Genomic DNA, 26,990 nt, shown 5'->3' on the forward strand with positions numbered 1-26,990 from the left:
ACCTGCAGGTTCACGCCGTGCCGGCGGTGCTTGTGGGAGTAGTCCGCCCGGCCGTCGCCGACCCGGTCGCACTCGGCGAGGGTGCCGTCCAGCAGGGCGAAGTCGGGGTCGGTCTCGCGCAAGACCTTCAGCAGGCCCGGGGCGCGGTCGGCGAGCAGGTGGATGACCGCGTTGGTGTAGGCGTGGGCGGTGGACTCGCTGATTCCGCACCCGGCCGCGATCTTCGCCAGGGTGGTGTGCTCGCGCAGGTACACCAGTGCCGCCATCGCACGTTGGGACGGGCGGAGCTTGCAGCGGCGGTCACCCTCGCGGGTGACAACGAGCATCGTCACCCGCTCCACGAGCGCATGCGGCAGATCGAGTGCGGCAGGGTAGATGACCAACAGGGCCTCCGTGGAGTGTTGTTGAGACGTCAGACATCTCGATCAACAGCTCGGGGGCCCTGTTCGTTGCGCTCGCAGCCCGTCACCCAATCGGTGGCCATCTCGAAGAAGCTCACTGTTCCCCGTCCTCGTCGCCGGTCCCGGTGGAGCGTAGGGCCGGGGACGGGGTGGGGGCGGGGGTGATGGTGTGCGGCATGGTGCCAGTGTGCCCCGACCGCCGGCCGGTTGCCGGTGAGGGTAGGCCCCGAGCTGCTTGTGCCGCTCGATCCGGGAGTTTCTCTATTTTTCAGACGCAGGCGGTGGTGTTCGGGGATCCTGTCGAGGTACCTCTGAAAACCACCGTAAGGAGACCGCCAGTGCGCCGCCCGACCCGAAAAGCCTTCGCCGCCCTCATCGCCGCAGCCGGCCTCACCCTCCCCCTCCTCACCTCCACACCCGCCTCGGCTGCCACCGCCACCAGCCGATTCGCGAACTACCGCTACGGTGAATGCCTACGCGAGAGCTCCGAAACCGAACTCGTGGCCGACCGCTGCGACAGCGGACGCGGCAGCCTCCTGTGGCAGTGGAACGGTGCCCTCAACACCAACACCACTCTTAAGAACAACTTCTGGGGCCGCTGCCTCGACAGCAATGACCGGGGCGACGTCTACCCCCTGCCCTGTAACGGCGGCTCATACCAGAAGTGGCGCACCGTCCAGCCCGCGCCCCGCAGCGCCGTCATGCTCCAAAGCGTCGGCACTGGCCGCTGCCTCTACCAGCAGGACAACGGCTACTACCGCACTGCCTCCTGCGACCGAAACGCCCAGAACCAGCGCTTCACCATCGGCTGAACGGATCTCTCGACCGCTTCAAGATGCGGGTCATGGGCATGCCCGTTAGAGCGTGTCTCTTTGATCGGTTGGTCAGTTGATCGGATGTGCCCGTCCGATTAGTGATCACTAGGGATCTTCAGAGTGGTCACCGATCGGGTGACGGCTGAGGGCGGATAGCGGACGAGGCCTTCGGGCAGGGGTTCGAGACGTCTGACGTCTCAACCGCTGCGACCGGAGGCCTCGTTGGTCATCCACCATGCCGCACTCGACCTGCCACACGCACTGGTGGAGTGGGTGACGATGCTGATCGTCACTCGTGAAGGTGACCGCCGCTGCAAGTTGCCGCCCTCGCAGCGCGCCCGTCATCGCCCTGGTCCACCTACGCGAGCACACTACCTGTGCGAAGCTCGCTGCGGCCTTCCGGATCAGTGAAGGCACTGCCTACGCGTACGTACAGAGCGTGATCGATGTTCTCGCCTCCAGGGCACCGTCCCTGACTCAATCCCTGCGCCGCGCGCATCCCGAGTACGTCCTCGTGGACGGCACCATCGCTGACTGCGACCGCGTGGGTGACCACCAACGGGACTACTCCGGCAAGGCAAGACGCCATGGCGTGAACATCCAGGCCGTCACCGACCCAGCCGGCGGCCTCATCTGGTACTCGCCCGCGCTGCCCGGCCGTACGGTCGACATCACGGCCGCTCGCACGCACCGAATCGTCGCTGTCTGTGAACGTCTGCGTATCCCGGTCCTCGCCGACAATGCCTACGCAGGCGCAGGCGGCACCTTCCAGGTGCCGTTCAAACGCCATCTCGGGCGCCCCCTCACGCCCAGGCAGGCAGCCGTCAACCGAGCACACGCCCGACTTCGATTCCCCGTCGAGCGCGCCTTCGCCCGCCTCAAGACCTGGCGGATCTTCCGCAAAGCCCGGGTCAGCCCCAACCGGCTCACGTCAATCGCCAAGGCCGTTCTCACACTTGAGAAGCGACGCTGAAGATCCTTAATGAAGACATGGACGGAGCAGTGGTCGGGTTAATCGGGACTGTCGTAGGCGCGGTCAGCGGCGTTCTGGGGACGCTGGCTACGACCCGCCTCGGTGGCGCGGAACAGCGGCGCACCCCAACGCGGTCAGTCAGAGAGGGAAGGCAGAGCGGTCGCCTATTCGAACCTCGTTACTGAGTGCAGCCGCACTTATCGAGTCGGCTACACCGCTCACGTGGCGGTTCAGGCAGCCCGAGGCGTTCAGCGGTCTCCCAACGTGGCTGACAGCCTCGTGGGGTTCAGGCCAGCCGTCGAGGCCGCCCTCGAAGCTGTAAGCCTCGTGCGGCTGCATGGTCCGGACAGGGTCGCCCGCGCTGCGAACAACCTGGCCTCGGCCATGAATGGCTGGTGCCACGAGGTGGAGCTTCTGTACGACGGCGGAGGAGACGAGCAACGGGCAAGCGAGGCCATCGAACTGTATGAGGAGATGGAGGAGCGGTTCCTAGTAGGGCTTGGTCAGGTTGGGGCTGGTGTGGGTATGCCGCGGTGGCAGGTGGGGCAGACGCCGGTCCATGTCGCGAGGAGGGTCTGTAGCTCGCGGACGACTTGGTAGAGGCTCAGGCCGGCGCCGTGTCTTTTGGGGCTCTGGCCAGCCGTTGCAGGGTGCAGAAGGCGTGTGCGACCGAGACGAGGGTCACGTGGTGGTGCCATCCGTTCCAGGTGCGGCCCTCAAAGTGGGCAAGGCCCAAGGCCTGCTTCATCTCCCGGTAGTCGTGCTCGATGCGCCAGCGGAGCTTGGCCAGGCGGACCAGTGTGGTCAGCGGGGTGTCGGCGGGCAGGTCGGAGAGCCAGAACTGGACCGGCTCGGCCTGGCCGGCCGGCCACTCGGCCAGGAGCCAGCACGGGGGCAGGTCCGGGCCGTCGACGGCTTGGCGGACCTCGCGTCCGGCGGGCCGGATCCGCAAGGCCACGAACCGCGAGTACATCCGCTTCAAGCCGCTGCGGCCGGTGCCGGGCCGGGAGCCCTCACGCCATTGCACCGGCTTCGCCGCCTTCCGCCCGACAGCGGTGACCAGCTGTTTCACCGACTGAGGCTTGTCCGGGTACTTCGCCACCGGCGGGCGCCCGGTGCCGCAGTACGGTTCGGCGACCGGCACTGCGTGGCCGGGCTGGGCCGACAGGGTGGTGGAGATCCCCACGACGTAGTTGAGGCCGCGGGCCCGCAGGCCGTGCCGGAATGCCGCCGCGTCGCCGTAGCCGGCGTCCGCGACGGCCAGCGGCACCTCGATCCCCCACGAGCGGGTCTCATCGAGCATGTCGAGTGCCAGCTGCCACTTCTCCACATGCCCGATGTCGTCGGGAATGCCGCAGGCGGTGCGGCGGGCGACCTTGTCCGGATCCGCCTTTCCAGACCCCGGCTCCCAGGTCTCGGGCAGGAACAGCCGCCAGTTGACCGCCGCGGAGGCGTGATCCGAGGCCAGGTGCAGCGACACGCCCACCTGGCAGTTCGTGACCTTGCCCGCGGTGCCGGTGTACTGCCGCGACACACACGCCGAGGCATTGCCGTCCTTGAGGAACCCGGTGTCATCGAAGACCAGCGCGGTGGGCCGGAGGGCCCCTTCCATCCTCCAGGCCAGCCGGGCCCGCACATGCGCCGGATCCCACGGGCTGGTGGTGAGGAAGTGAGCCAGGGCCTGCCTGTTCCCTTCCTCACCCAGCCGGGCAGCCATCGGCTCGACCGACTTACGCTGCCCGTCGGTCAGCAGCCCCCGCAGGTAGACCTGCCCCCACCGACGCTGATCCTTCCGCGCGAACGGCTCGAAAACCTCCGCCGCGAACTCCTCCAACTCTGCCCGCACACATGCCATTTCCTCCGGCGTCACACGTCCTCAACGACACACCGAACCCACAGGACACGCACCAACAACACCAACCTGACCAAGCCCTACTAGCGCTGGGGCGAGAAACGCTCAGCGGTGTATTGGCGCGGTAGGCGTTAAGGCCGGGGGTTGTCCCGCCCTACGACAACGGACACTGTCTCTCGCCGCTTCGCAGCCTGAACGAGGCTCCCCTCGCGCGGCGTCTCGCCGTGACGTTGCGTTAGGAGTCGACGGCTCACCCTCACCTACCACTCGTGATGAGCCTCCCGGCCTGCTCGGCAAGGAGGCTCGCGGCTCGCGCAAGATCCTCCGGGGTGTCCACTGCTACCCCGTCATCCAGGACAGGGACCATCTGTACGGCGTGGCCGTGTTCGACGAAGCGCAGCATCTCCACTCCCTCGGCGCGCTCCAGGGGCCCCTGCTGGAGCTGTCGGAAGCGTTGGAGAGCTGGGCCGGTGAAGCCGTAGAGGCCCAGTTGGCGGAGGTACTTCGGTCGGTCACCCTTCGGGTAGGGAATGGGCTGGCGCGAGAACATCAGGGCCTCGCCCCGGGCCGCGATGACGACCTTGACGACGTTGTGGTCCAGGACGGCGCCGACGTCGACCAGCTCGGTGTAGGCGTTCACCGCGAGAGTGCCCAGCGGCAGGTGCTCCAGGGCCTCGGAGATGGCGTCGATGGCGGTCGGCGAGACGAACGGCTCGTCGCCCTGGACATTGATGTACGCCTCGGCTTGCAGACGCTCGGCGACCTCCGCGACGCGATCGGTGCCGGTGAGGTGCTCTCCGGTACGGATGTACTCGATGCCCAGTTGGCGGCATGCCGCTTCAATGCGTTCGTCGTCGGTCGCCACGACGGCTCCGTCGAGACGTTTGGCTTCCAGGCAGCGCTGGTGGACGTGCCAGAGCAGCGGCTTGTCGCCGAGGAGGGCCAGTGGTTTGCCGGGGAAGCGCGAAGCGCCCCAGCGGCAGGGTATGACGGCGATGTGCCGGCGCGGTGTGGTGCCGGTCGGCTGGGCTGTGGTGGCGGCCACGGCGTCCTCCTGGTGGTCGAGTAGGGGGCGGGACTTCAGGTGAGCAGGGCGAGCTTGGCGCGGACGCTGGGTGAAGCGGCGCTCGTGAACGGCCGCCATTCGTAGCCGTCGACCTCCTCTTCTTGGAGCGTCACCACGTGTTCTGCGCCGAGGTGGAAGGCCCAGCGGAAGTCCACGTGGTGGTGGGCCAGTTCGTCCTTCGAGGGGTTCGCGTCGATGGCGTGTACGTCGATGTCGAAGGGGACGTCCTCGTAGCCGGAGAGGGGGACGACGGCGCTGGGCGGGATGCCGGCCTCCTCGTGCAGTTCGCGCAGGGCGGCGTCGTGCAGGTGCCGGTCATCGGGTTCGTTGTGACCGCCGGGCGCCAGAAGTTTCCCGGATGCCTTGTGCACGATGTGCAGCACGCGACGGTCGCCGTCGATGAGGATGGCACTGCAGGTCACGTGGGCGGGGTACGTCTTGCGGTTCGTGGGGTCGTCCGAGGCGGCGAGCGCGGAGAACAGCAGGGTGAGGGAGTCGCGTTCGTCCGGGTGGCGGGCGAGGTATGCCTCGGTGACGGAGCGGATGTGGGTGACGGAGGGCGGCACTGGGGGTCACCTTTCGAAGTGGTGGAGCCAGGTTCTGGCGATGGCGTTGCGGTCGGCCGCCGGCATCTCGTGCAGTCCGGGCTGGAAGCGGGCGTGGCTGAGCGCGGCGGTGGCGGCGAGTATCTCGGCCTGGACGAGGTGGATGTACGCGCCGACGGCGGCGCCGTGCACGAAGTTGACGGCACCGCCGTCTGCGAGCACGTAGAAGTAGTGGCCGGTGACCTCGTATCGCGTCAGCTGGGCGCTGACGGGGCTGCGTTGGTAGAGGTCGTGGAGGCTTCCGAGTTCGAGTTCGTCCTCGGATGAGGTCACCGATCCGAGGTACGCGCCGTTGCGCAAGGCGGCGAAGTCTCCCTGTCGCAGGGCGAGATTGCCGGTGGCGCACAGGACGAGTTCCGCGTCGCGTACCGCCTCGGCGGTGGACGCGCTGGTGCGGAAGCCCAGAGAATGCGCCTGGACTCGCTTGATCGGATCGCTGTCGTACACGGTGACGCGCAGGTCCTGGGCGCGCAGGGTCTGGGCGATGGCCCGGCCGATCTTGCCGAAGCCGATGACGCACGCGTTGCGGCTCGTGAGGATGTCCCCGCGGGCGCGGACGAGGGCGTCGGTGGAGAACACGATCGACCGGCCGACGAGGTGGTCTTCGCAGTCCTTGAGCGGGGAGCGGGCCACGGACACGACGGGGCACCGCAGGGAGTCGAGCGCCGCGTAACGCTGGTGTCCGTTCTCGGTGTCCTCGACGACGCCGAGGATGCGGCCGGAGAACTTGCTCACGAGGGTGTCGAGGCTCGCCGCGAAGTAGCCGCCGATGTCCACCAGGACCACGTCTTGGCCGCCGGCTGTGTCCTCCAGGTAGTCCAGAGCCTGGGTGTTGTCGGTGAACCGTTCCCGGGTGAGGTCGTGGACCGGGAGGGTGCTGCGGACGGCATCGAGGGTCGGCTGGTGGATCGACCGGGGCTTGGGCAGCACCGCGCCGACCGTGGACACCGCGGTCATGGCGCGCAGGAACGCAGGCCGCTCGGGAAGCAGGTGCGTGATGACCAGCGTCGTGATCGTCTCGCCCGCCGGGAACTGCGCGGTGATCTGCCGGAAGAAGGCGTCCAGCCGCGCTCGCTCGGGACTTTCCATTACCTCTCCTCTCGGGCTCCGGGTCGCGGGGCTATGCGGCTCGGCTGTAGTTGGGGAGCTGGGCGGCCAGGGCCTGCATGTGAGCGCGCAGCCCGTTGTGGAGGTCGACTCGCGGCTGCCAGCCGAGGACCTCTCGGGCACGGCTGGGGTCGGCGCGGGTGAGGAGGACGTCACCGTTGCGCGCGTGGTCCTGCTGGAGCTGGATGTCGCGGCCGGTGAGGCTGGTGGCGATGTTGATCACTTCCAGTAGCGACGCGTTCGACCCGCCGCCCACGTTGATGGCACCGTTCGCGGTCGGTACGACGGCGGCGGCGATCGTGGCGGCGACCACGTCGTCGATGTAGGTGAAGTCGCGTCGCTGGTGGCCGTCTCCGTACAGGCGGAGCGGCTGTCCGGTCAGGGCGGCCTGCAGGGCGCGGTGGGTGAACATGTCGGCGCGCTGGCGGGGGCCGTAGACGGTGAAGTACCGCAGGGCGACGACGCTGGGGCCGATGGGGCGCCCGGCGTAGGCGAGGCAGAGCTGTTCCTCGGCCAGTTTGGTCACGGCGTACGGGGAGGCGGGCTTCGGACGGTCGGCCTCGACGCTCGCGCCGCCGTCGGTCGGACCGTAGACGCTGGAGGAGGAGGCAACGACCAGTCGCGGGACGCCGATGCGGGTGCAGGCTTCCAGGACTCGGTGGGTGGCCAGCACGTTGGACGCGACATAGTCGCCGAATTGCGGGCCCCAGGAGGGTCGTACGCCGGGTATTCCGGCGAGGTGGAAGACTGCGTCCGCGTCGATCAGGAGGGGGTCGATCGCGCAGTGGAGGAGGTCGGCGGTGACGTGGTGGTATCCCGGGAGTCCCCGCAAGGCGGCGAGGTTGGCGGCGGCCGTGGGGTCGGTGGACGGGTCGCGGCGGTCGACGCCGATCACGGTGGTGCCGGCCTGGACGAGGGCGTGTGCAAGGTGGGAGCCGATGAATCCGGCGGAGCCGGTCACCACGGCCCGGCGGGGTGCGGCGGTGGTGGTCGGGGGCTGCTCGTGCTGCGGCACGGGAATCTCCAGAGGTGTGGTCGAAGAGGGCGAAGTCAGGTGAGCCGGGCCAGGACGGTCCGGCCGTGCGCGCTCAGGGTGAGGTCGTTCTCCTTGTGGCCCTTGACCAGGGCGGTGGCCGCCTCGATGGCGCCGAAGGACTCCAGGAGGCGGCGTTCGGAGCCGTTCAGCGGGCGTCCGTACCCGTCGAGGAAGGCGGTCCGGAGGTGGGGCGCGGCCTGCCAGCGCCGGAATTCGAGCCGGGCGAAGTCGCGGATGCGGGCGTCGCGGCGCATGTGTTCGAAGTCGCAGATGCCGAAGGCGTCGCCGACCAGCCAGTTGCGCGGCTGGTAGTCGAGGTGGCAGACCGCGCTGTCCATGAGGCTGTTGTCCAGGATGGCCGCATGGTGGTTCAGCAGGTTCCGCTCGGCCGTGTCGATCAGGTCGGCGCGAACAGCCTGGTCGATCCAGCCGTGGAGGCGCTGTGCCAGCACGGCACCGACGGCGCCGCCCTGGGGCATGGAGGTGGCCCGGTGGAGCGTGCCGAGGACGTGGCCGGCCTCGTGATGGGCCAGCTCCTCCTCGGGTGAGCCTGGTCCCACGGTGTCCGCCCGATCGCCCGCGAGCGCGGTCAGCAGGAGAGTGCGAGTGGCGTCGTATCGGCCGACCAGCGTCGGGGCGTGGCCGATCAGGTGGGTTCCCCAAGTTCGGTAGGCGTGAAGCTCCCGCGCGTACCGGTCCTGCTCGGCGTGCTGCTTGACGACGAAGTGCCGCCCATCGGCGTCCACCACCCGCACCACTCGGAGAGGGAGCAGCGGGTCCGGCACGATCTCGACCGCTCCGAGGAGGTCATGCGCCAACTGAATCCGCGGGTCGTCTGCCACCGTGGTCACGAGGATGCCTCCGACGCGAGGTGTGCGGTGTCGTTGTGCCGGTCGAGCATCCAGCGGGTCTGTCCGAGCCGGTTGTGGTGCTCCTGCCAACGGGTGATGGAAGCGTGGTTGACCGTGAAACCCGCGGGGGAACCGATCGGGATGTCCAGCAGCAGCGTGTGGGCGGTGATCACGATCTCGCCGTGAGCCGCGAAGACGACGCGCTGCCCCCGGTGCTGGTCGATGACGTCGCGCAGGAAACTGCCGGCGCGTTCCAAGTAGCCGTTCCAGGTGTCGGAGCCAGCGGCCCACTGCTGGTCCGGGTGAGCGTGGGGGCCGCCGTCCGCTGCGGTCTTCACGGCGGTCCAGGGCTTGCCGTCGGCGTCGCCGTGAACGGGTCCGTCGAGGCGTTCGTCAGTGGACATGGGTATTTGCAGGGCCTGGCTGATGATCTCGCCGGTCTGGATCAGCCGGATCCGCGGGCCCGTGTAGACGAGATCGAAGGGCTGCTTCTGGTGCTCGGTGGCCAAGCGGCGTGCCGCCGCCTCGACCTGGGTATACCCGAGGCTGGTCAGACCCGTGCAGGTGCGCGGGCCCCCGACGAGGCCGTCGGCATTGCACTGGGCCTGGCCGTGCCGGACAAAGACGAGTTCGGTGGTGATCATGGAGTTCCTCGGATGTGGGAGCGGAGCGGCCAGCTGTAGCGGTAGCCGTTGTGCCCGATGTACGGGGCGGTCAGCACGGCGTGCAGGGCCAGGAAGCCGTCGAGGCGTTCGCGGTCCGTGGTGCCGAGCCGGGCGCCGTAGCGTCCGGCCGCCGCGTTGTACGCGAGCAGGGCGGCGTTGACGGCGTGGTCCGTGAGGGGGCCGTACGTCAGGTGGAGCGTCGCGATGAGCTTGGCGAGGTCGTATCCCATGGGGGCGAGGGACAGGTCATCGGTGTCGACGGTGACGATGTCCCCGGTGCTGGTGATGATGAAGTTCCGGGGGTTGCTGTCCTTGTAGAAGGCGAACGGCCCCTGGGCGGTCTCTTCCAGCAGGCCGAGCATCGCGTACAAGGCCACCTTGTTCGGCAGATAGCCCTGCTCGTGGCGACGCCGGAGCGCGATCTCCCGGGGGGCGACGTAGCCGTCAAACGTAGTGCCGTCCTGGAAGCGGTGCGGGATGCCCAGCGATGCGGACTGCAGGTCGCTGGCCCAGGCGGCACCGTGGGCGTGGCCCAGCAGTTCCGCCATGCGCGGCAGGTCCTCGGGGCTTACGGAGCGGCCCTCGACCCGCTCGAACGTCAGGCTGTCAGGTCCGACGGTGTGGAGGGCCGGCTGCCGCAGCGGCTTCGCGTGTTCATTGATCCACCGGTAGTGGCGCACAGCTCCCGCCGCGCGCTCCGGTGTCGCGTAGTGCTTGGTGAACTGCGAGGCGGTCATGGCTGCCGCCCTTCGTTCGGCTGAGCAACGACGAAGGTGATGAGGGACCTTGTGGTCAGCGGCTGGTCCGGAAGGAATTCGTGCAACGTCGCGGCCAAGGCCCCGGGGTTGCCGTACAGGCCGGGCGCGAAGTCGTACTTGGGGTTCGTGGCCAGGTACTGCGCCGTGTGGTCGTGGCCGCCGAAGGTGAAGGCGTGCTCCTCGTCCAGGACGGCGATCACGTCGAGCGAGGAGGCTGCCAGGTCGGCGAGGTTGCCGCTGTGGGCTGCGGTGTAGAGGCTCTGGTGCCTGTCGGCCTGCGCGTCGAGGCCGGCGGAGGCGACAAGTTGGTCCATCTCCCGGTAGCTGTCGAGGCCCTTGGTGACGAGCACGGCCAGGCCCCCGGGGGCGAGGACCTTGGCGATCTGCGCGATGACGTCCTTGGGCTGCGGCGAGTGGTAGAGGCAGAACGCGGCGACAGCGACGTCGCACGATCCGGCGGGCAGCGGAAGGTCGTGGAAGTCGCCTTCGACGAAGTCCACCGTGGTGTCGGGCAGCCTTGGGGCGCGCTCGCGGGCCTGGGCGAGCAGCGAGGGGGCGGCGTCCAGGCCGAGGACACGCTGCGGCCGGAGCTGCTCGGCAAGGAACAGGCTGCTCGTGCCGCGACCGCAGCCGATGTCGAGCACCACGCCGAGCCGGTCCGGCTGGGCGTGGTGGGTCTGCACCAGGCTGACGATCCTCTCGGGCACGGGGCGGCCGGAGGTCTTCGCGCGCATCAGCGCGCTGGTCCGCCCGGCCAGCCGGGCGGCCTGGCCGTACAGGTCCTGTTGCCGGGCGGGGTCCAGGAACGGGTTGGGCTCGTTCATGCCGCACCCCCGGTCCGGGGGCGCGGGCCGCTCAGGACTGCTCGGCGGCTACCTTCTGCAGCCAGCGGCGCGTCTGGCGCCGGTTGGCCAGCAGCACCACGTCGGCCTTCGTGCCGAACTCCTCGATCTTCGCCATCACGCGGGGCCGCATCTTGCGCCGGTACGTGGCGACGTACTTGATCACGCCCCAGTGGATGCGGTTGTGCACCCCGTTGCCCTTGTGCCCGGCCCCGTGCCGGATCTGCCGGGAGAAGATCCCGTACAGCGCCGCCACGGTCGAGACGTCCATCAGGACCACCGTGTCGCAGGCTTCGAGCCGCACCTGCAGCGTCGAGTTGTAGTTGCCATCGATCACCCACCGCGGCTGCGAGACCAGCTCGCGCTGCAGCTCGGTGAACTTGTCCATGGGCAGCGCGTTCCACTCGTCGTCGTAGAACGCGGCGTCCAGGTGCGTGACCGGGGCGTCGAGGATCGTGCCCAGTTCGCGGGCCACGTGGGATTTGCCGCTGCCTCCGCAGCCGACGATGGCGACCTTCTTCATGGTGCTCCAGCGTAGAGAGGTTCGGGTGTCCGGCGGGGCCATCCTCCCGGACACGTACGGATGACCCAGGCGCTATGGCCTGTCGAGTGGTCTGCATCAGGCCACTCCCTGCTCGGGCGCGGTGGCCTGGAGGAGTCCGTGCAGGACGGATTCCAGGGTGTCGACCTGCTTGCTCAGGCCGAACAGGCGCAGGCGGTCCACGCACGCGGCGATCAGGTCGGCGTGCTGCTGGGTGCCGGCGATCTCGCGGAGGTAGGAGAGGCGTTCGATCACGTCGCTGCCGGAGCGCACGACCAGCTCCTTGGGGACGAACCGGTCGGCGAAGCGGATGTCCGCCGGGGCCAGCGGCAGGCACCCGGCGAGCACGGCCTCGAAGATGCGCTGGGTCATCTGCCCGACCGCGGCGTACCGCTCGGGCAGCATGAGCACCGTCGCCAGCGACCGGCCGTAGATGCCGGCGGCGTCCTCGAACGGGATCCGGCCCACGAAGCGGACGTGCGGCCAGCGGTCGGTCTTCGTCCACTTCCCGGCGACCAGGTGCTCGACGCGGGCGGCGGCCGGGGCGAAGAAGCGGTCGAAGGACTCGTCGCGGTCGTACTGGTTGCCCACGTAGCCGAGCGCCAGGTCCCGCCGTTGTGCCGCGAGGGCCCCGGGGTCCGCCTGAGCGAGGAGGTCCTCGGCGACGGGGAACAGCAGGGAGCGTGCGCCGTGGGTCGGGGCGAGGGCGGCCTCGCAGACGCGGGTGTGCGCCGTGCGGCGCCACACGCTCTCGGCCCGCAGGGTGCGGTCCTTGTCCCAGATGACGGTGGGCATCCGGTGCCGCACGGTGTAGTGGTTGATGAGCTGGGCCTGGCGGTGCAGGTCGCAGGTGTGCCCCTCGGTCCCGCACATGGTGGTGTTGCGGCCGGTGATCGCCCAGCGCCACTCCAGGAATAGGGCGTCGAGGTCCGGGAGGCCGTCGTCGAAGGTGTACGCGCCGCCGAGGTCCTCGCCCGCTTCGAGGCGGTCGCGGTCGGCCTGCAGGAAGACGATGTCGTGACCGCGGGCGAGGAGCGCGTCGATGAAGGGGCGGCGGTGGCTGCGGCCCCCGTCCGGGGTGTCGGTGACGCCGTTACCGAAGAAGCCCCAGAAGCTGTATCCGATCTTCACTTGGTGATCCACCGCTCTTCGAGGAGCAGGGCGTCGAGCCCGGAGCTGGCCAGGCAGTCCAGGGCCATCTCCGGTGTCCCGCAGATCGGCTTGCCCTTGACGTTGAGGGAGGTGTTGATCAGCACGGGCACCCCGGTGCGGCGGCCGAAGGCGGTCAGGACCGCGTGCATGAACGGGTTCTGCGACCTGGTGACGGTCTGCAGGCGCGAGGTGCCGTTGGCGTGCACGATGGCGGGCACCTGCTCGCGCGTCTTGTCCGTCACGCCGGAGGCCATGGACATGTACGGCGCCTGCTGGCCGAGGGTGAAGAACTCATCAGCGCGCTCGGCCAGGACCATCGGCGCGAAGGGCCGGAACGGCTCGCGGAACTTCACGGTGGCATTCAGGCGCTCGACGACGCCGGGCTCCAGCGGGGAGGCGAGGATCGAGCGGTTGCCCAGGGCGCGCGGCCCGGCTTCGACGGCTCCCTGAAACAGGCCGACGATGGTGCCGTGGGCGAGCTGGTCGGCGAGGAACTCCGCGGTTTCGATGCCGAGGGCCTTCTGGTGGAGGCCGGGCCAGGGAGCGAGGTCGAGGGGCTGGTCCTCGTAGGACGGGCCGAGGTAGCAGGTGCGGGCGACGCCGGCCAGCGGGCGCGGGCTGCGGACGTCGACGTGCACGGCGAGGGCGGCGCCGATCGCGGTACCGGCATCGCCGGGCGCGGGCGGCACGAACACCTCGTCAAAGATGCCGGCCTCGATGATCCTCCCGATGCTCACGCAGTTCGTGGCGACACCGCCCCCCACACACAGGCGCGGGGAGCCGGTGAGGACGCGGGCGCGGCGGGCCAGGTGCACCATGACCTGCTCGGTCCGCTCCTGGAGGGCCGCCGCAAGGTCCTGGTGGACCTCGGCCAGGGGCTCGCTCGGGTGCCGCTCGGGGCAGGTCTCGGCGACGAAGCGGCCGGACGTCCGCTCGTATCCCGACGTGAGGGTGCGCTTGGGGAAGTAAGCGGGGTTGATGTGGAAGCCGGTCGCGGTCGTGCGGACGGCCTGGGCGAACAGGTGGCGGAAGCGGGCAGGGTCGCCGAGGGCGGCCAGCGCCATCACGGTGCCTTCCTCGTCGCCCCGGCGCCAGCCCAAATGCTCGGTGACGGCGCCGTACACGTACCCAAGCGAGGCCGGGTCATTGATCGCTTCCAGCGTCTGGGTGACAGGGCGGAGCGCGGTGTGCCCGTGGGCGATGGTGGTGGTCTGCCGCTCGCCGAGGCTGTCGACCACAAGCACGGCGGCCTCGTCCCAGCCCGAGGCGGCGAAGGCCGTGAGCTGGTGGGCGCGGTGGTGCAGGACCGGCACGACGCGGGCGGCGGGGAACTGCCGGCCGATCACCCGCAGACGGAACTGGGTGCGCAGGGCCACCTTGGCGAACCCGTGCGCGCGGGCCAGGGCCCGGTCGCGCGTCGCCGGGGAGAGCGCCAGGCGCAGGGCGACGGGCGACTCGGCGAGGTAGCGAGAGGGCTGGAAGTTGTAGGCGACGGCGTCCACGTCGGCGGCGGTGAGCTTGGCCTGGCCGAGCAGCCACTCGATGGCGCGGGACGGATAGAGCTTGGTGTGCTTCTCCTCGGAGAGGCGTTCCTCCTCGACGAAGCCGATCAGTTCGCCGTCCACCAACAGGGCGGCCGACGAGTCGTGGGTGTACGAGCACAGGCCGAGGACGACCGAAGGGGTGCGCTTCACGGCGGCCGTCACCTCGCCCCGGCGGTCGCGGCGGGCTTGGAGGAGCGGCGCTCCAGCTCGCCGTACCAGGCGGTGAGGGCATGGCCGAGGGGACCGTCGATCGCGTCGGCCGCCCGCCATGCCTGCTGGCGCTGTCCGTCCTTCCACAGCCGGTAGCTGCGCAGAGTCTCGGCCATCGTGTCCCAGCCGGGGTGGCCGGTCACATCGCGGGCCTCGACCTGGTCGAGCAGGCCGTCGAAGCCCTTCCACGGCGTTCGCAGGTCGGGCATGACCGGGCTCGCCGCGAGAGAGGTCAGCTCCTCGGCCCGCTCGACGTGCTCCTCGTAGACGTGCAGCGAGCCCACGTGCAGGTGGAACTCGCCCAGCTCCGCGTCGAGCCATCCGGCGACCAGCTCGTGCAACACGGTGTAGAAGAACACGTCGTACGGCATGCCGATCCACACGTCCTGGCCGCGCATCATGGTCGCCATGTGCAGGCGGCCGGCGCGCAGGTGGAAGCGGAAGCCGAGGGTGCAGGGCACGTCCTTGTGCCCGGCGGCGTCCTGCGCGGGGTCGTAGAGCTGGATCAGGGCTCGCCGGGAGTCGGGGTCCTCCTTGAGGATCTCCACGACGCGGGCGAGCTGGTCGACCTTGCCGCCCCAGTTCCGCATCCTGGGCCCGTACGCGCCGAGCAGGACGCCGTTGTCGGCGTACTGTCGCAGCCGCGCGTTGTAGTCGAAGATCCACGGGGCGTCGGAGCCGGAGAGGTGCCAGACGGTCTCGGCGACCGCGAAGGCCGGGTTCACGATCCGGGCCGGGGGTGCGTAGAGCAGGCGGGCGCGTGGCTGGGTGAGCAGCAGGTGGACGTCGCGGACTTCGCGGGTGGCCATGCCCCGGGGGCTGACCTTCTCGCCGGACTTGGCCAGCGTGATGGCGCCGGAGAACAGCTCGGCCATGCTGTCGGCGGTGAGGTGTGTCATCGGGCAGGAACTCCTTCACCCAGCGGCGACGCAGAGGTCGCGCTCGGGGCATCGTGGTGGATGTGGTCGGATGATCTGGCGCTGGCTTCGGCGCGCTGGCTGATGAGGCGAGCGACCTGGGCCGCGCTGTCGCCGCGCCACCGGCACACCGCGTCCATGGCCGCCTTCGGGACGGGCGTGCCCGGTGCACGCAGGGCGGAGAGTGCTTCGGCGACGTCACCGGCGTTGTGGCAGCGGGTCGCGAGGCCGTGGCCGGCCAGATCCAGCGTGCGCTCGCCCGGCGCACCGATTTCGAGGACCGGGACGTCGAGCAGCGCGGCCTCGATCCCGCACGTCGAGTACGCACTCGCCAGCGCATCGGCCCCGGCGAGGCAGCCCCGGGCGCCGACCCGCGGGTCGGCCACGGCCACGAGCGGGCCGCCGTCGCGCTTCAGCAGCGCGGTAAAGGCATCGGCGCCCTGGGCCGGATGCGGTGCGATGACGAGACCCCAGTCGCCGTCCGCCTCACTCAGGCCGTCCAGGAGGAGGTCCGCCTGGGCCTTGAGGCGAGCAGGGCTGAACGGCTGGCAGGCCCACACCGCGATCCGGGCCGGGGCTCGGCGGTTGCCCGGAGCGAGCACCTTCTCCAGGTACCGCCGCTGTGCCTCACGGCCGAGGCTGGCCAGCGCATCGAAGCGGGGCTGGCCCAACACGTGCACTGCGGCGTCAGGGTGGCGCACCCACGTGCGGGCCAGGGGAGCATCCCGTTCGCCCATGACGACGATGTCGCGGCAGTGCAGGGCTGGCCAGGCGACTGATTCCGCCGTCCACGCTCCGTGCTGAACGTGGACCGTGTTCGCGCCGTGCCGCTCGGCCGCGTGCGCGGCCAGTGCGCCCAGCGGGCTGGTGTCGTTGCTCAACAGGACGGTGTGCGGCCGGGTCGCGGCCAGGACGCCGTCGAGCCAGCTCTCGGCTCGCAGGATGGTCCGCCAGGAGGGCTGGGTGCACCCGCCGCTGGTTTCGAGGAGTACGGACAAGAGCAGTACGAACCGGGCGAGTTGGAGGTCGTGGCCCTTGACGCGGACGACGTGCTTATCGTCGCGCGGGTGCAGGCCCTCCGTGGTGCCGGAGAGGGTGAAGAGGTCGCTCGGCGCCGAGCGCAGGTCGATGCCCGTGCCCGTCGGCGCGGGGCACCGCTCCGCCGGGTCGGTGGCGAGGTCGAGCAGGAGGCTCGACCGTCCCTCGCGCTCCAGCTCGGCGAGCACCGGCATCAGGGTGTCGGCGTGGCGGGAGGTCCAGGACAGCGCCACGACGTCTCGCTGCTTCAGGTCTGACGGGAGCGGGCTCGGGTCCGTGTTCGCCGTGCTGACACGGGTCCGGTTGCGTAACTGGGCGGAGCGGGTGGGGCTGTGCGGAGCCGCCGCTCCGAGCAGATAGGCGATGCCGGACCAGGTGACGGTGTACGCGAGGTACTCCCGCGAGCTGCTCGAACGCAGACCGACGCGCCCCTCGTACGGGGCGAGAGCCAGAGGTGCCGGCGCCGATGCGAACGGCTCCCAGGCGTCCAGGGCCAGCAGCTTACGCAGGACCTCGGTCACGAAGCGCCGCACGGGAACGTGCTGGATGTAAAGCCAGCCAGCGCCGCCCGGCGTGGAGGCGAGCGAAGCTCCGTAGCGTTCCAAGGCGTCCATGACGTTCTCGACGAGGGCGCGCAGTTCCTGCTGGTCGACGGGGATGGCCTCCAGCTCCCCGGTCCGGATGTGGTCGGTCGTAACGTGACCCAGGGCACCGCTGCCGACGAGAGCCCACCGGGGCTGGCCGGCGAAGTCGGACCGGACCAAGCTCAAGCCGCCGGCCGCACGGATGCTCACACCAGACCCCTCTCGATCAACGGCCTGTCGGAGTGGAGAAGTCGCAACAGCTCGTCCGGCGCAGCGACGACTTCGGGGGCGGGCGAGGTGGGCTGCCCATATCCCCACCCCGCATGGACGTAGGCGACACCGGCACGGGCCGCCGCCTCCTGGTCGACCGCCATGTCCCCCACGTACACGGCCGCAGCAGGGTCGACTCCGAGGTCGACCAGGGCCAGGAGGATCGGGTCGGGGGCCGGCTTCGCCCGGCCCACGCCAGCGGGGGTGCGCACGGTGGCGAAGGGGCACCCGAGGTGCGCGAGGAGCGGGGCGGCGCGGTCGACGTGCTTCGACGTCACCACGCCCAGGCGCCAGTCGGCGGCCACGAAGGCATGGAGCACTTCGACGACGCCGGTGAATTCGTGCGCGAGGTGTGCGGCGGCGACGGATTCCGTCTCGTACGTCCGGCGGACTGCGTCGATGTCGGTGATGCCCAGCCGCTGCATGATGTCGCTGAACTCGCGTCCCAGGTGACGCTCGTAGTCGGTGAACGGAAGGGTCACGCCGTGGGCCTCCTGGACCTTCCGCCATGCCTTCTGCATCACCGGGCGGGTGTCGAGCAGGACGCCGTCAAGGTCGAGGAGCAGGGCACGCTGCGCACGGTTGGCGGGCCGTCTCTCCCTGGCGGTGATTTCGGATGCGGCCGGAGCCGGTGGAGCAATCGGGGCGGGAACGGTCATGGTCGTCCTCTTCGGCAGGGTGGCTATTGGCAGTGGGGCGGCGCGACTCAGAGGGCTGAGATCGGTTCGAGTTCGCACTCGGGGTACTGGTTGGGCCCGCCGGCCTCCTCGAACGCGACATTGAGCAGCGCCACGTGCATGCGGTCGTGGCGGCCCCTGGACTGCAGGGCGCGTCCGTGGCGGGTCAGAGCCCATGCCTTGAGGGCCGTGGGGTCATTCATGAAGTTCTTGGCGTTCTGCCGCAGCACGGCCGACGTGTACACCCCGAGGTTGAGTCCGGTGCGCCAGAACTCGAGCCACCACTGGCACATCAGCAGCGGACCGGACTCGTCCTCCTTGACGTGATCGGGGTGGTTCCGCACCCAGATCGGGTCCAAGTCCGGATGGGTAGTGGCGACTTCGAGCATGCGGCCGTGCGCTTTGTGCATCTCCAGCTCCAGGAGCTGCCGGTGCTGCAGGTGGCGCTGGGCGGTGTGCACCGCGGACGCGACGGCAACGGTGGCGGCCAAAGCGAGAACGGAACGGTTCATCTGCTACCTCACTTATTCGCGGGTGGTAGTGCCGTGACCGTCGTCATGCCGCGTCCGGCGGGCCGTCAGGCGAAACCGGAGGCGCCGAATTCCCGGCAGCGGGCAGGCGAGAGAGGCGGTGGAAGCGGGAGAGGTCGAAGCCGCTCCCCCGAACCTCGCCAGCGGGCACGGCGAAGAGATCGATACCGGCCTCGCTGGGCAGTTCCGGACTGGCTTCTTGGATGGCGAAAAGGGCCTCGCCCTGCTCGCGGTGCGGCAGGGGACGCGGTGCCCGGTCGGTGTGTCCCTCGAACGTCATGGTGTCCCCCTGATCAGGCGGAGTAGTAGGCGATGGCGAACGCGGCAAACATGGTGAGGACCAGGAGGACCTGAGCGCTGATCTGTCTCCAGCCCCATCCCTTCGCGTCCATCCAGCGCAGCGGACGCCTTCAAGTCGGTACGGCCGGTTCCTCGGGGATCACGAGGTGTACGAACGCCTGGTATCGCTCACCCAGGTGCTTGATCACGGCGTGGTATTCGTCATTGTCAGAGCTGATGTTGTGCCGATCGAGGACGATCACACCGTTCGCGAACCCGCCCCGAATCAGTCGCTCGACTTCCCCCCAACCGGGTCGCTTCCAGGGAGGCATGTAGACCCCACGGCTGGCGCGCGCCGGGGAAGTAGGGCGCGGTTGCCGGGACGGCCACGTCGTGCAGCCTGGCTCCTATCGCGTAATCGTGCTGTTCGGCCTCGACCTGGAGGGTGTGCCAGTCCTCGTCGGGGCTGGCCCCCCTGCCGAGAACCAAGCTGTATGCCAGTACCTGGAGTTGGCGATCACCTGCTCGACGAGCGTGCCGTTCGTTCGCCTCCCGACGAAACTGCTGACGGAGCCGACAGAGCTGCCCGCTGCGGGACGGGCGCACCAGCGGAGCGCCGTGGTGCCACCTCCGGATCTCTGCGTTGTCGACGTCCATCCAGTCGCTGGACGCCGGCATCTCCAGCACCGCCTCGCGGTGAGCCGCGTGTGCCAGCGCGGCTGACACGGCAGGGATTTGGTTGTGCGGCGACATGGGGGTGCCTCCATATGTCGTGATCGGATCAGGTACTCGGCGACTGCCATCTCCAGGACCGCGGCCAACGGGGGGAGGGCTCACCAGGAAGAGCTGTCGGCGATCTTTGAGGTATTGGCGGACGACTACTCCTCGTCGCGCCGAGCGCTGGCCGCTCAAATCAGCCGCTGGCCGTACCAGTGGGACTCATGAGGCGACGCTGCTCGAATGGAACCGTCCGCGGGGTGGCGGGGCGTCGCGGCTATCTCCGCCTGCTCGTCGGCGCTCACCATCCGCACTCCGGCGAAGAGACGCTGTTTCCAGAAGGAGAGCTCCCTGCCGAGCTTGGGCGCCGGGCTGACTTCTTCTGTCTCTTCCACGGCTCAGATGCGCCCGACCCCTATGAGCACGCGGCCAATCATGTTCGGATCGACTCGTGGCGCCCTCAGCTTCCCGGGGCCGGCTTTGGGAGGCCGGCCCGGAGATCGCGTCGCCCTCTCGTCTTCACCAACTCGGTTGGCGGGGTTGAGACCGACCTCGGCCCACACCACCTTGCCCGGCATACCGTGCGCCGGATAGTGGCCCCAGCGCCTGCTCATCACTGCAACGATGAAGATGCCCCGGCCCCCCGTCGCCTCCACGCCGACCTGTTTCAATACCGGCGGCCTCGTGTCGCGATCCCACACCGATACCTTCACGGCGTCACCGAGGATCTCCAGCGTGAGCTCGAAGGTCTGCGCCGTGTTCCGTACCGAGAACGGGGAGGTCTCCTCCTCGCCCTCCTTGGGATGCCGAACGGCGTTCGTGGCCAGCTCGGACACCAGAAGCTGCACGGTCTCGACGATGCCGGCGTGCACGCCCCAGCGGGACAGAACATCTGCGGTGTGCAACCGCGCCAAGCCGACGGCGTTGGGGATGTCGGCCAACATGAGGCTGTTACGCGGGTGTGGTGCGTGGGACATGGTGTGCCTCCCGAGTTGGGAGAGGAGCGCGGGGTGCGTTCGCTGGCTCTCGCTCGTTTCGTGATGGGGCCGCCGAACCCGGGCTCGGCGTTTGAGTGGCGGCAGACGGCATTTCGGGCTCGCGCCGTCTCCGGATCCGCGGGACCGATGCCGGCCGATCGCCGACTGCACGGTTGTCCCCGGGCCGGGTACGTCCATAAGAGAACCGCTCCGGCGCCCCGGTAAGAAGGGTGCACGGAGGATGTCTCCGGCCACACGGGGCGGCACGGTTGGTGAAGGGTTGTACGGATGACGAGCACAGAACGTGACCAGGGGAAGCAAGCGGCGACGGGACGTTTCGAGGGGCGGCGGATTTTGGTGACGGGCGGTTCCAGAGGGCTGGGCGAGCACGTCGTGCGCCTGCTGCTGTCGGAAGGAGCACGAGTGGCGACGTGTGCGCGGAAGCCCGAGCCGCTGGAGGCGCTTCGTGATTCGCTCGTCTCGCCCGACGTGCTGTTCGCACGGCCTCTGGACGTCTCTACGCCGGGACTGCTGGAACGGTTTGTGGACGATGCCGCGTCAGCGCTGGGCGGCCTGGACGGTGTCGTCGCTTGCGCGGGTGGCGCGCGTGGTCGGGGCATCGCCGAGGCAACGGCTCAAGACTGGTCGGCAACGTGGGAGATGAACGTCGGCCATGTCGCGCGGCTGGTCGCCACAGGTGCCCCGCACCTGCGGGCCGCTGGTGGCGGCCCGATCGTCGTGGTGGCTTCGGTCTCCGGTTGGAAGCCGGGTCCACAGGCTCAGTACGGCGCGGCGAAGGCGGCCCAGATCCACATGGTGTCGTCGTTGGCGAGGGAGCTGGCCACGGACGGCATCCGCGTGAACGCGGTCTCGCCCGGGTCGATGCTCATCCCGGGCAAGCGGTGGGATCGGATGCGCCAAGAGGACCCATCGGCCTTCGACCGCTTCCGCGCCGAGTTTCCCGGGGGCGATCTGGTGCGTCCGGAGGAAGTGGCGGACGTGATCGCGTTCTTGCTTTCGGACGAATCCCGGGGGGTGACAGGAGTCAATCTCCCTGTCGATAAGGGGCAGAACGCGCCAACGCCGGAGGGTTACTGACTGAGCGGGTTCAGGCCGCAGTGCCGAGTATGGGCCTGGCCCGGAGTTCGAATTCGCGCACGATCGGCTCGCCTCGGTGAGGAACAAGTCGCGTGCGGAAGTCGCGCAGGGCCTGGACTGATCGCTCGCTGTGAACGCCGCTGAGTAGATCCAGGGCGTTGCTGGCGGTGCCGACTGCCTCGTCCAGCCTGTCTTGCTGGAGGAACGCCGTGGCGAGTACCGAGCGGCTGATCGCCTGGCGGCGGCGCCTGTCGCTGTTTGCCTCCACCGACGCGCTGGCGAGGCGCTCGGCCTGGGCTGCCTCGCCGAGGTCACGGTGGACCAGGGCGGCCTCGGCTTCCAGATAGTGGTGGTCCAGAAAGCGGACCCACGGCGATTCCTCGGCCGGCCCCCGGCTGGTGTCCAGTCCTCTGCCAGCCGCGTGGAGGGAAGCCGTGGCTTGTCGGGTGTCGCCGAGAGCGGCGTAACCGCGGGCGGCCATGGCGTGCAGCCGCATGAGTCCCAGCGGGCTGCCCGACGACTTGGCGGTCGCGATGCCCGCTCGGGCGAGCGAGACCCCTTCAGCGGGGTTGCCGAGGCTGGTGGCGAGGTGGGACATGCCCGCCAGGATCTGTCCGCCGAGCACCCGGTCGCCGCCTTCGGCGCACAGCCGGAGTGCCTGGATCATGTAACGCTCGGCGAGTCCGTAGTCGGCGGTGTCGTACGAGCACCAGCCAGCGGTCGCCGCCATTTTCGCGGCCGAGGTGTATAGGAGTCGGCGCTGGTGGCTGGGCATGTTGCGCTGTTGCAGCATGGGTGCGAGCTGGGTGCTCAGGTAGTGCACGATGCTCGCTCGGACTCCGCCGCCACCGAAGCGGTTGTCCATCTCGTCGAACATTTCGATCATCGACTGGACCTGCTCGACGGGGCCTCCGTCGGCGACAGCGGCTAGGCGTGGAGCCTGATCGTCCTCAAGGAGCCAGAGGAGCCACTGCCGCTGGGGATCCATGAGGGCCGTCGCGACGAACGGCACGGCCCCGAGCAGGCTGCGCCGCGAGATGTCGGTGGAGCCTAGCTCCGCGAGCGTGTGCAGTGTTTCACCCACGTCTTCACGGTACGTCAAGGCCCGTGCAACGACCGGCTGCTGGCGCTGCTCTGGGAACCCGAGGTCGACAGGCGCGATGGGGCGTCCTAAGAAATCGGCCAGGGCGGCGGCGATGAATTCCGGGGCGCGATCACGAGGCGTCATGCCTTGCAGCCATCGGGTCACGGACGCCTTGTCGTAGCGCGTGACCACGCCCTGCAGCGCGGCCAGTTCGTTGACCTTGCGGGCAAGGGCGGCATGCGAACGACCGGTCTCCAAGACCACAGCCGCGAGCGCGGCGTTGGTCTCGCCGGTCCCCCTTGCGCTTCCCATGCGTAGATGATGCCTTGTCGATCACGCTCTGTCCCAGCCTTTCGACACAGGGGCATGAAAGAACAACCTCCGTACAACCGAACAACCCCGCTGCCCCCTCCTCGGAATCGGTGACAGCACTGAGACTGGGAGGGCTGCGGGCCGACCGTCCCTCCCAGCGAGGACGCTGCTGGAACGTCGCCGATGCCCTCAGCACCGGAGGGAGAACACCATGCAGCCAGTAGTCGTCTTGGACTGCTTCACCGTCGAGCCGAGCGGTCTCGGCGTACCGCCGTACCTGTCGACCTACGTCCGGAACGCCTGGTCGGCGCTGCGTCGGGCAAGGCCGGAGGCGGACGTCCGGTATGTGACCATCGACGATGTCCGCTGGTGTCTCGCCGGCGGAAGGCCCACCGTCGAACCGCCCCAGAGCGATCCGTTCACGTACTCGACCACCGTCAACCGGGACTCCGCCATTCAGCTTCTGCGGGATGCCGAGATCGTGGTCGTCATCGCCGGAGACGCCGTTCCCTCCGTCCATCTACACGCTGTGAACGGGTCGTTCGAGGAGATCGCCCGCGCGCTCGCCTGTGCACGAGGCCGTCGGTACCTTCTCGGGCCGTTGTCCACCTACGCCCTGGCCGCTCCTGCGGAGTACGCCGGGCTGTTCGACGCCGTCCACACCCACACGGTGACGTCCGGCGACCTCCTGCTCGGTAGCCACCGCCCCGCCGCCTACGGGCAGATGCAGCGCGAGCGCGACTCGTTCACCGGCCTCGTCGAGCAGATGCCCTGGCGGCCGATCGCCGAGCTGGAGCTGTACCGCGGCTGCACCCGGCGCAAGTTCTGCGACTTCTGCAACGAGCCAGCGAAGTCCCCTCTCGTCGCCTTCCGCGAGGTCGACGATGTCGTCGCCGAGGCTGCCCAGCTCTACGCCGCTGGCGTCCGGAACTTCCGGCTCGGGCAGCAGACCTGCTTCTTCTCCTACCGCAACCGGGACGAGGACGCGATCCGCGCCCTGCTCGCCGGTATCCGGGAGCGCTGCCCCGAGCTGGAAGTGCTCCACATCGACAACGCGGATCCCCTCGCTGTGGCCGCGCCGGTCGGCCTGCGCATCGCCAAGCTGGTGGCGGACTACTGCACCGAGGGCAACTGCGCGCCGATGGGCATCGAAAGCTTCGATCCGGTAGTCATCGCGAGGAACACCCTCACCTGCACGCCTGAGATCCTGATGCGGGCCGTCGAGCACGTGAACGAGGCGGGCGCCGCCCGTGGTCCCGGTGGTCTGCCGATGCTGCTCCCGGGCCTGAACCTGATCTACGGTCTGCCCGGCGAGACCCACGGCACCCACGTGGCAAATCTCCGGGGCCTGGCGGGGATTCTCGATGCCGGCCTGCTGTGCCATCGGACGAACGTCCGCCTGGCACGGGCCTTCCCCGGTACACCGCTGGCCGCGCTCGGCGAGCTGGAGCCGCTGCCCTCGGCGGAGCACTTCCCCTCCTGGAAGGCGGACATCGACTTCACCTGGGATCAGCCGATGAAGGAGCGGGTCTACCCGACTGGTCTGCGCGTGCCCGGACTTCACAGCTACTTCATCGGCCAGGGCGGCACCTGGTGGCGACGGCTGGGCTCGTACTCGATCCAGATCGTCGAGCGCGATGCGACGGTGCCGCTCGGCACTACCGGCGACCTGGTGGTGACCGGCCATGCACCTCGCATGATCTACGGAGAACGAGTTGCATCCGCTTCCTGACGGGACGCTCGCGACGTTGGCAGCCGTGGACGCGGCGGCGGATCGCACCATCCGCGCAGGGCTGCTGCTGCCCTGGGCCAACGTTGCCGTGGAGACCGAATTGACCCGCCTCGGCCTGCGCCACACGGTCTTCCACCACGCGCGGCTCGTACCCGCATCCAGGACGACGGCGATCGACGCCTCATTCTGGCTCGGGCTGCGTGAAGCGTCAGGGCAGGCGCTGGACTCGTTGTCCCACATTCCTCTCGACGCAGTGATGCTGGCGTGCACGTCAGCGGGCTTCACCGACGGTCCGCCGCTACCGGGCGGCGTGTTCACCGCCTTCGACGCCCTTCTGCGGGCTCTCACCGAGTCAGCCGTGGCGCGTGTGGTACTGGTTACGCCCTACCCCGCTCTGGTGACCGAAGCGGAGTCGGCGGCGTTGGCCGAGGCCGGCGTGGAGGTCTTGGCTCATGCGAGCCTGGGCTTGGCCGACGGCTATCCCGCGATCACCCCGAATCAGATCCTGGCCCTGGTGGGGCAGCTACCGCAGGAAGCGGTCGGGGCTGCCGAAGCAGTGGTCTTCTCGTGCACCGGGTGGCACACCCTGCCGGTGATCGCTGAACTGGAGCACCGGTTCGGGAAGCCGGTTCTCTCGTCCAACCTCGCCATGGCACTTCTGGCCACCCGAGCCCGTGCTGGAGTCTGCTCATGACGATCGAGCGTGTAAGTGCGAAGCCGCTTGAGATCCGGCGCGTCCACCGGCTGGTGGCACGCGCCGCCAGCCTCCCGGATGTGCAGGCCGAGGTGGAAGCCAATCACGACGAGAACCGCTGGTGGCCGACGTCGATCAGCGATCCACGGGTACGGATGCTCGCCGCTGGCTGGTCCACCCGGGTCTCCTATCGAATGGTGGAGACGTACGCCCGAGTGATCGCCTCGGCGAACGCTCGTGGCTTCGAGAACCTCGTTGCCGCCTCCGACGCCGAGCTTGCACCACTTGTACGTCCCATCGGCCTGCCGCAGACCCGGATCGACTACCTGCGTTCCCTCGCGGATCTTCTCCGTGGCTGGGAGAAGGAGGGGACCGACCCGACTGGGGATTCAGCCGACTGCGATGCCTTGATCCTGGACTTCGCCACGCGGGTGCGAGGTGCGTCCTACAAGGTCGCCCAGTGCGCACTGCTCACCGCCCGCGGGTATCACTGCGGCATCATCCCAGTGGACTCCGGCATGGTCACCAAGCTCGCACCCGCGTTGGGCCTCGCCCTTCCGACGGGAGCCGTGGCACACGAACGTATGCGGCACGTCCTCGAAGCGACCGTGCACGCCCGCTCAGCCGAGTTCCGCTTGCTGGCCAGCGACAACGAGTACCAGGTGACCATCCCTGAGGGGGCGGAGCCGACCTGGTTCGCGCACCTCGTCTTGATCTACTTCAAGCGCCTGTACCTGAACGGTCCCGCTCTGCAGCTCTGCCGTCGGCGACCGGTCTGCTCGAAGGTCGTCGACTGCGCACATCGTGCCCGCCGTGCTTGACCTTCTGGAGGACACCGTGGAACGGCTTGACGTGATCGGCAACATCAGCCGGGACCGGACCCGCTATCCCGATCACCGTGGTGGATCCCGGCTCGGCGGCGCGGCTCTGTTCCTGTCCCTGGCGGCGGCAAGGGCCGGCCGCCGGGCGGCCCCGGTCTGCGTTCTCGGAGGCGATCTCGCGCATCTTCCGGAGGCGCCGGGTCTGGACACGCTCGACTGGACGGCCCGGATCCAGGTCGACGGCGTGTCCACCACCTTCGACTTGCAGTACGACCTGCAAGGCGAGCTGGTGGAAGTAGGCACGGACTACGGCGTGGCCGAGGGCCTGACCGAGCATGCGCTCAGGCACGTGGACCTGCACCCGGGCGGCACCTACCACGTCTGCTGCCGCCGGCCGCTGGACGTGGCGGCAGTGCTCGACCGACTCGCCGCGAACGGGAGCGACTTCAGCGTGGACTTCTTCCTGCCGAGCGCGGAGGAGATGATCCGCGCTGCCGCGCCCTGGCTGCCGAAGGCGACCACGCTGTTCGTCAACGCCGCCGAGCACCGGCTTCTGGAGCAAGTGATCGACTCCGGTGCGCTCCCGGAGGTGGTCATCACCGATGGCCCCCGGGCCGCAGTGGTTCACCGCTTCGGGCGTCAAGTCGCCTCCGCCGTTCCGCCGCCGCATCCTCCGCGCGAGGTCTCTGGCGCCGGCGACACCTTGGCCGGGACCTTTCTGGCCCATCGTTCGCAGGGTGCGACAGCCGCCCAGGCGCTGGCGGAGGCGACTGGTGCTGCGGCCCGGTACGTCGCGGCCCCGTCCCTTCCGATCCCCGCGCCCCGACGCGGCTGACCTAACG

The 26,990-nt window shown here is 69.2% G+C and carries 28 protein-coding genes and 1 pseudogene; 8 read left to right on the forward strand and 21 right to left on the reverse strand.

The annotated features are described in order from the left end of the window. The coding region (locus AB0903_RS22165; protein ID WP_366705306.1) for a transposase family protein at nt 1-383 on the reverse strand (383 nt) is incomplete at its 3' end. 356 nt (nt 384-739) lie between these two features. On the opposite strand from AB0903_RS22165, the gene AB0903_RS22170 reads away from it, so the two are divergent. The 3 genes and pseudogenes from AB0903_RS22170 (at nt 740) to AB0903_RS22180 (ending at nt 2,789) form a co-directional block, all read left to right on the forward strand. Beyond that, nucleotides 740-1,213, forward strand: a complete 474-nt coding sequence (locus AB0903_RS22170) for an RICIN domain-containing protein (protein WP_366705308.1) — start codon at nt 740-742, stop codon at nt 1,211-1,213. Between the two features lie 225 nt (nt 1,214-1,438). Then, a pseudogene (locus AB0903_RS22175) lies at nt 1,439-2,189 on the forward strand (transposase family protein). 264 nt (nt 2,190-2,453) lie between these two features. Then, nucleotides 2,454-2,789 (forward strand): hypothetical protein, encoded by a 336-nt coding sequence (locus AB0903_RS22180; protein WP_366705310.1) that lies wholly within the window; start codon nt 2,454-2,456, stop codon nt 2,787-2,789. Between the two features lie 4 nt (nt 2,790-2,793). On the opposite strand, the gene AB0903_RS22185 is transcribed toward AB0903_RS22180, so the two are convergent. The 19 genes from AB0903_RS22185 to AB0903_RS22275 form a co-directional block, all read right to left on the reverse strand. Then, complete coding sequence (locus AB0903_RS22185) at nt 2,794-4,044, reverse strand: IS701 family transposase (RefSeq protein WP_366705312.1); 1,251 nt, start codon at nt 4,042-4,044, stop codon at nt 2,794-2,796. A gap of 253 nt (nt 4,045-4,297) precedes the next feature. Continuing rightward, nucleotides 4,298-5,086 carry a 3-deoxy-manno-octulosonate cytidylyltransferase gene (locus AB0903_RS22190; protein ID WP_366705314.1) on the reverse strand — a complete coding sequence of 263 codons (789 nt, stop codon included), beginning with the start codon at nt 5,084-5,086 and terminating at the stop codon, nt 4,298-4,300. Between the two features lie 35 nt (nt 5,087-5,121). Next, nucleotides 5,122-5,673 carry an NUDIX domain-containing protein gene (locus AB0903_RS22195; RefSeq protein ID WP_366705316.1) on the reverse strand — a complete coding sequence of 184 codons (552 nt, stop codon included), beginning with the start codon at nt 5,671-5,673 and terminating at the stop codon, nt 5,122-5,124. A 6-nt stretch (nt 5,674-5,679) separates the two neighbouring features. Beyond that, nucleotides 5,680-6,801, reverse strand: a complete 1,122-nt coding sequence (locus AB0903_RS22200) for an adenosylhomocysteinase (protein WP_366705318.1) — start codon at nt 6,799-6,801, stop codon at nt 5,680-5,682. Nucleotides 6,802-6,832: 31 nt separating this feature from the next. Further along, nucleotides 6,833-7,834: an NAD-dependent epimerase/dehydratase family protein gene (locus AB0903_RS22205; RefSeq protein WP_366705320.1), complete on the reverse strand. Its 1,002-nt coding sequence runs from the start codon at nt 7,832-7,834 to the stop codon at nt 6,833-6,835. A 35-nt stretch (nt 7,835-7,869) separates the two neighbouring features. After that, entirely contained in the window at nt 7,870-8,706 is an 837-nt protein-coding gene (locus AB0903_RS22210; protein ID WP_366705322.1) for an aminoglycoside phosphotransferase, read from the reverse strand. Then, nucleotides 8,703-9,350 carry a histidine phosphatase family protein gene (locus AB0903_RS22215; protein ID WP_366705324.1) on the reverse strand — a complete coding sequence of 216 codons (648 nt, stop codon included), beginning with the start codon at nt 9,348-9,350 and terminating at the stop codon, nt 8,703-8,705. Before AB0903_RS22215 ends, AB0903_RS22210 begins: the two co-directional genes overlap by 4 nt. Beyond that, a complete protein-coding gene (locus AB0903_RS22220; RefSeq protein ID WP_366705326.1) occupies nt 9,347-10,108 on the reverse strand; it encodes a phosphotransferase in 762 nt (253 codons plus the stop codon). The genes AB0903_RS22215 and AB0903_RS22220 overlap by 4 nt, the downstream gene beginning before the upstream one ends. Beyond that, nucleotides 10,105-10,953: a class I SAM-dependent methyltransferase gene (locus AB0903_RS22225; protein WP_366705328.1), complete on the reverse strand. Its 849-nt coding sequence runs from the start codon at nt 10,951-10,953 to the stop codon at nt 10,105-10,107. Before AB0903_RS22225 ends, AB0903_RS22220 begins: the two co-directional genes overlap by 4 nt. Nucleotides 10,954-10,984: 31 nt before the next feature. Further along, nucleotides 10,985-11,494, reverse strand: a complete 510-nt coding sequence (locus tag AB0903_RS22230) for a topology modulation protein (protein WP_366705330.1) — start codon at nt 11,492-11,494, stop codon at nt 10,985-10,987. A 96-nt stretch (nt 11,495-11,590) separates the two neighbouring features. Beyond that, entirely contained in the window at nt 11,591-12,643 is a 1,053-nt protein-coding gene (locus AB0903_RS22235; RefSeq protein ID WP_366705332.1) for a hypothetical protein, read from the reverse strand. Then, nucleotides 12,640-14,358, reverse strand: a complete 1,719-nt coding sequence (locus AB0903_RS22240; RefSeq protein ID WP_366705334.1) for a carbamoyltransferase C-terminal domain-containing protein — start codon at nt 14,356-14,358, stop codon at nt 12,640-12,642. The genes AB0903_RS22235 and AB0903_RS22240 overlap by 4 nt, the downstream gene beginning before the upstream one ends. 8 nt (nt 14,359-14,366) lie before the next feature. Beyond that, nucleotides 14,367-15,317 (reverse strand): thymidylate synthase, encoded by a 951-nt coding sequence (locus AB0903_RS22245; protein WP_366705336.1) that lies wholly within the window; start codon nt 15,315-15,317, stop codon nt 14,367-14,369. Continuing rightward, entirely contained in the window at nt 15,314-17,167 is a 1,854-nt protein-coding gene (locus AB0903_RS22250; RefSeq protein WP_366705337.1) for a hypothetical protein, read from the reverse strand. Before AB0903_RS22250 ends, AB0903_RS22245 begins: the two co-directional genes overlap by 4 nt. Continuing rightward, nucleotides 17,164-17,886 (reverse strand): HAD family hydrolase, encoded by a 723-nt coding sequence (locus tag AB0903_RS22255; protein WP_366705339.1) that lies wholly within the window; start codon nt 17,884-17,886, stop codon nt 17,164-17,166. Before AB0903_RS22255 ends, AB0903_RS22250 begins: the two co-directional genes overlap by 4 nt. 47 nt (nt 17,887-17,933) lie before the next feature. Beyond that, nucleotides 17,934-18,416 carry a DUF6082 family protein gene (locus tag AB0903_RS22260; RefSeq protein WP_366705341.1) on the reverse strand — a complete coding sequence of 161 codons (483 nt, stop codon included), beginning with the start codon at nt 18,414-18,416 and terminating at the stop codon, nt 17,934-17,936. Nucleotides 18,417-18,459: 43 nt separating this feature from the next. Then, nucleotides 18,460-18,714: a hypothetical protein gene (locus tag AB0903_RS22265; protein ID WP_366705343.1), complete on the reverse strand. Its 255-nt coding sequence runs from the start codon at nt 18,712-18,714 to the stop codon at nt 18,460-18,462. A gap of 907 nt (nt 18,715-19,621) precedes the next feature. Then, on the reverse strand, nt 19,622-19,825 hold the full coding sequence (locus AB0903_RS22270; protein WP_366705345.1) for a hypothetical protein: 204 nt from the start codon (nt 19,823-19,825) through the stop codon (nt 19,622-19,624). A gap of 3 nt (nt 19,826-19,828) precedes the next feature. Next, nucleotides 19,829-20,374 (reverse strand): ATP-binding protein, encoded by a 546-nt coding sequence (locus AB0903_RS22275; RefSeq protein WP_366705347.1) that lies wholly within the window; start codon nt 20,372-20,374, stop codon nt 19,829-19,831. A gap of 321 nt (nt 20,375-20,695) precedes the next feature. Between AB0903_RS22275 and AB0903_RS22280 the strand changes: the two genes are divergently transcribed. Then, a complete protein-coding gene (locus AB0903_RS22280; RefSeq protein WP_366705349.1) occupies nt 20,696-21,505 on the forward strand; it encodes an SDR family oxidoreductase in 810 nt (269 codons plus the stop codon). Between the two features lie 10 nt (nt 21,506-21,515). On the opposite strand, the gene AB0903_RS22285 is transcribed toward AB0903_RS22280, so the two are convergent. Further along, complete coding sequence (locus AB0903_RS22285; RefSeq protein WP_366705351.1) at nt 21,516-22,901, reverse strand: hypothetical protein; 1,386 nt, start codon at nt 22,899-22,901, stop codon at nt 21,516-21,518. 211 nt (nt 22,902-23,112) lie between these two features. On the opposite strand from AB0903_RS22285, the gene AB0903_RS22290 reads away from it, so the two are divergent. From AB0903_RS22290 to AB0903_RS22305, 4 genes are read left to right on the forward strand one after another with little or no spacing between them, the layout of a single operon-like run. After that, nucleotides 23,113-24,633 carry a radical SAM protein gene (locus AB0903_RS22290; RefSeq protein ID WP_366705353.1) on the forward strand — a complete coding sequence of 507 codons (1,521 nt, stop codon included), beginning with the start codon at nt 23,113-23,115 and terminating at the stop codon, nt 24,631-24,633. A 25-nt stretch (nt 24,634-24,658) separates the two neighbouring features. After that, nucleotides 24,659-25,327, forward strand: coding sequence for a hypothetical protein (locus AB0903_RS22295; RefSeq protein ID WP_366705443.1), 669 nt, complete (start codon nt 24,659-24,661; stop codon nt 25,325-25,327). After that, on the forward strand, nt 25,324-26,148 hold the full coding sequence (locus tag AB0903_RS22300) for a hypothetical protein (RefSeq protein WP_366705355.1): 825 nt from the start codon (nt 25,324-25,326) through the stop codon (nt 26,146-26,148). Before AB0903_RS22295 ends, AB0903_RS22300 begins: the two co-directional genes overlap by 4 nt. Continuing rightward, nucleotides 26,141-26,983, forward strand: a complete 843-nt coding sequence (locus AB0903_RS22305; protein WP_366705357.1) for a PfkB family carbohydrate kinase — start codon at nt 26,141-26,143, stop codon at nt 26,981-26,983. The genes AB0903_RS22300 and AB0903_RS22305 overlap by 8 nt, the downstream gene beginning before the upstream one ends. The last annotated feature ends 7 nt before the right edge of the window (nt 26,984-26,990 follow it).

The sequence above is a fragment of the Streptomyces sp. NPDC048389 genome (assembly GCF_040706335.1).
Lineage (GTDB): Bacteria > Actinomycetota > Actinomycetes > Streptomycetales > Streptomycetaceae > Streptomyces.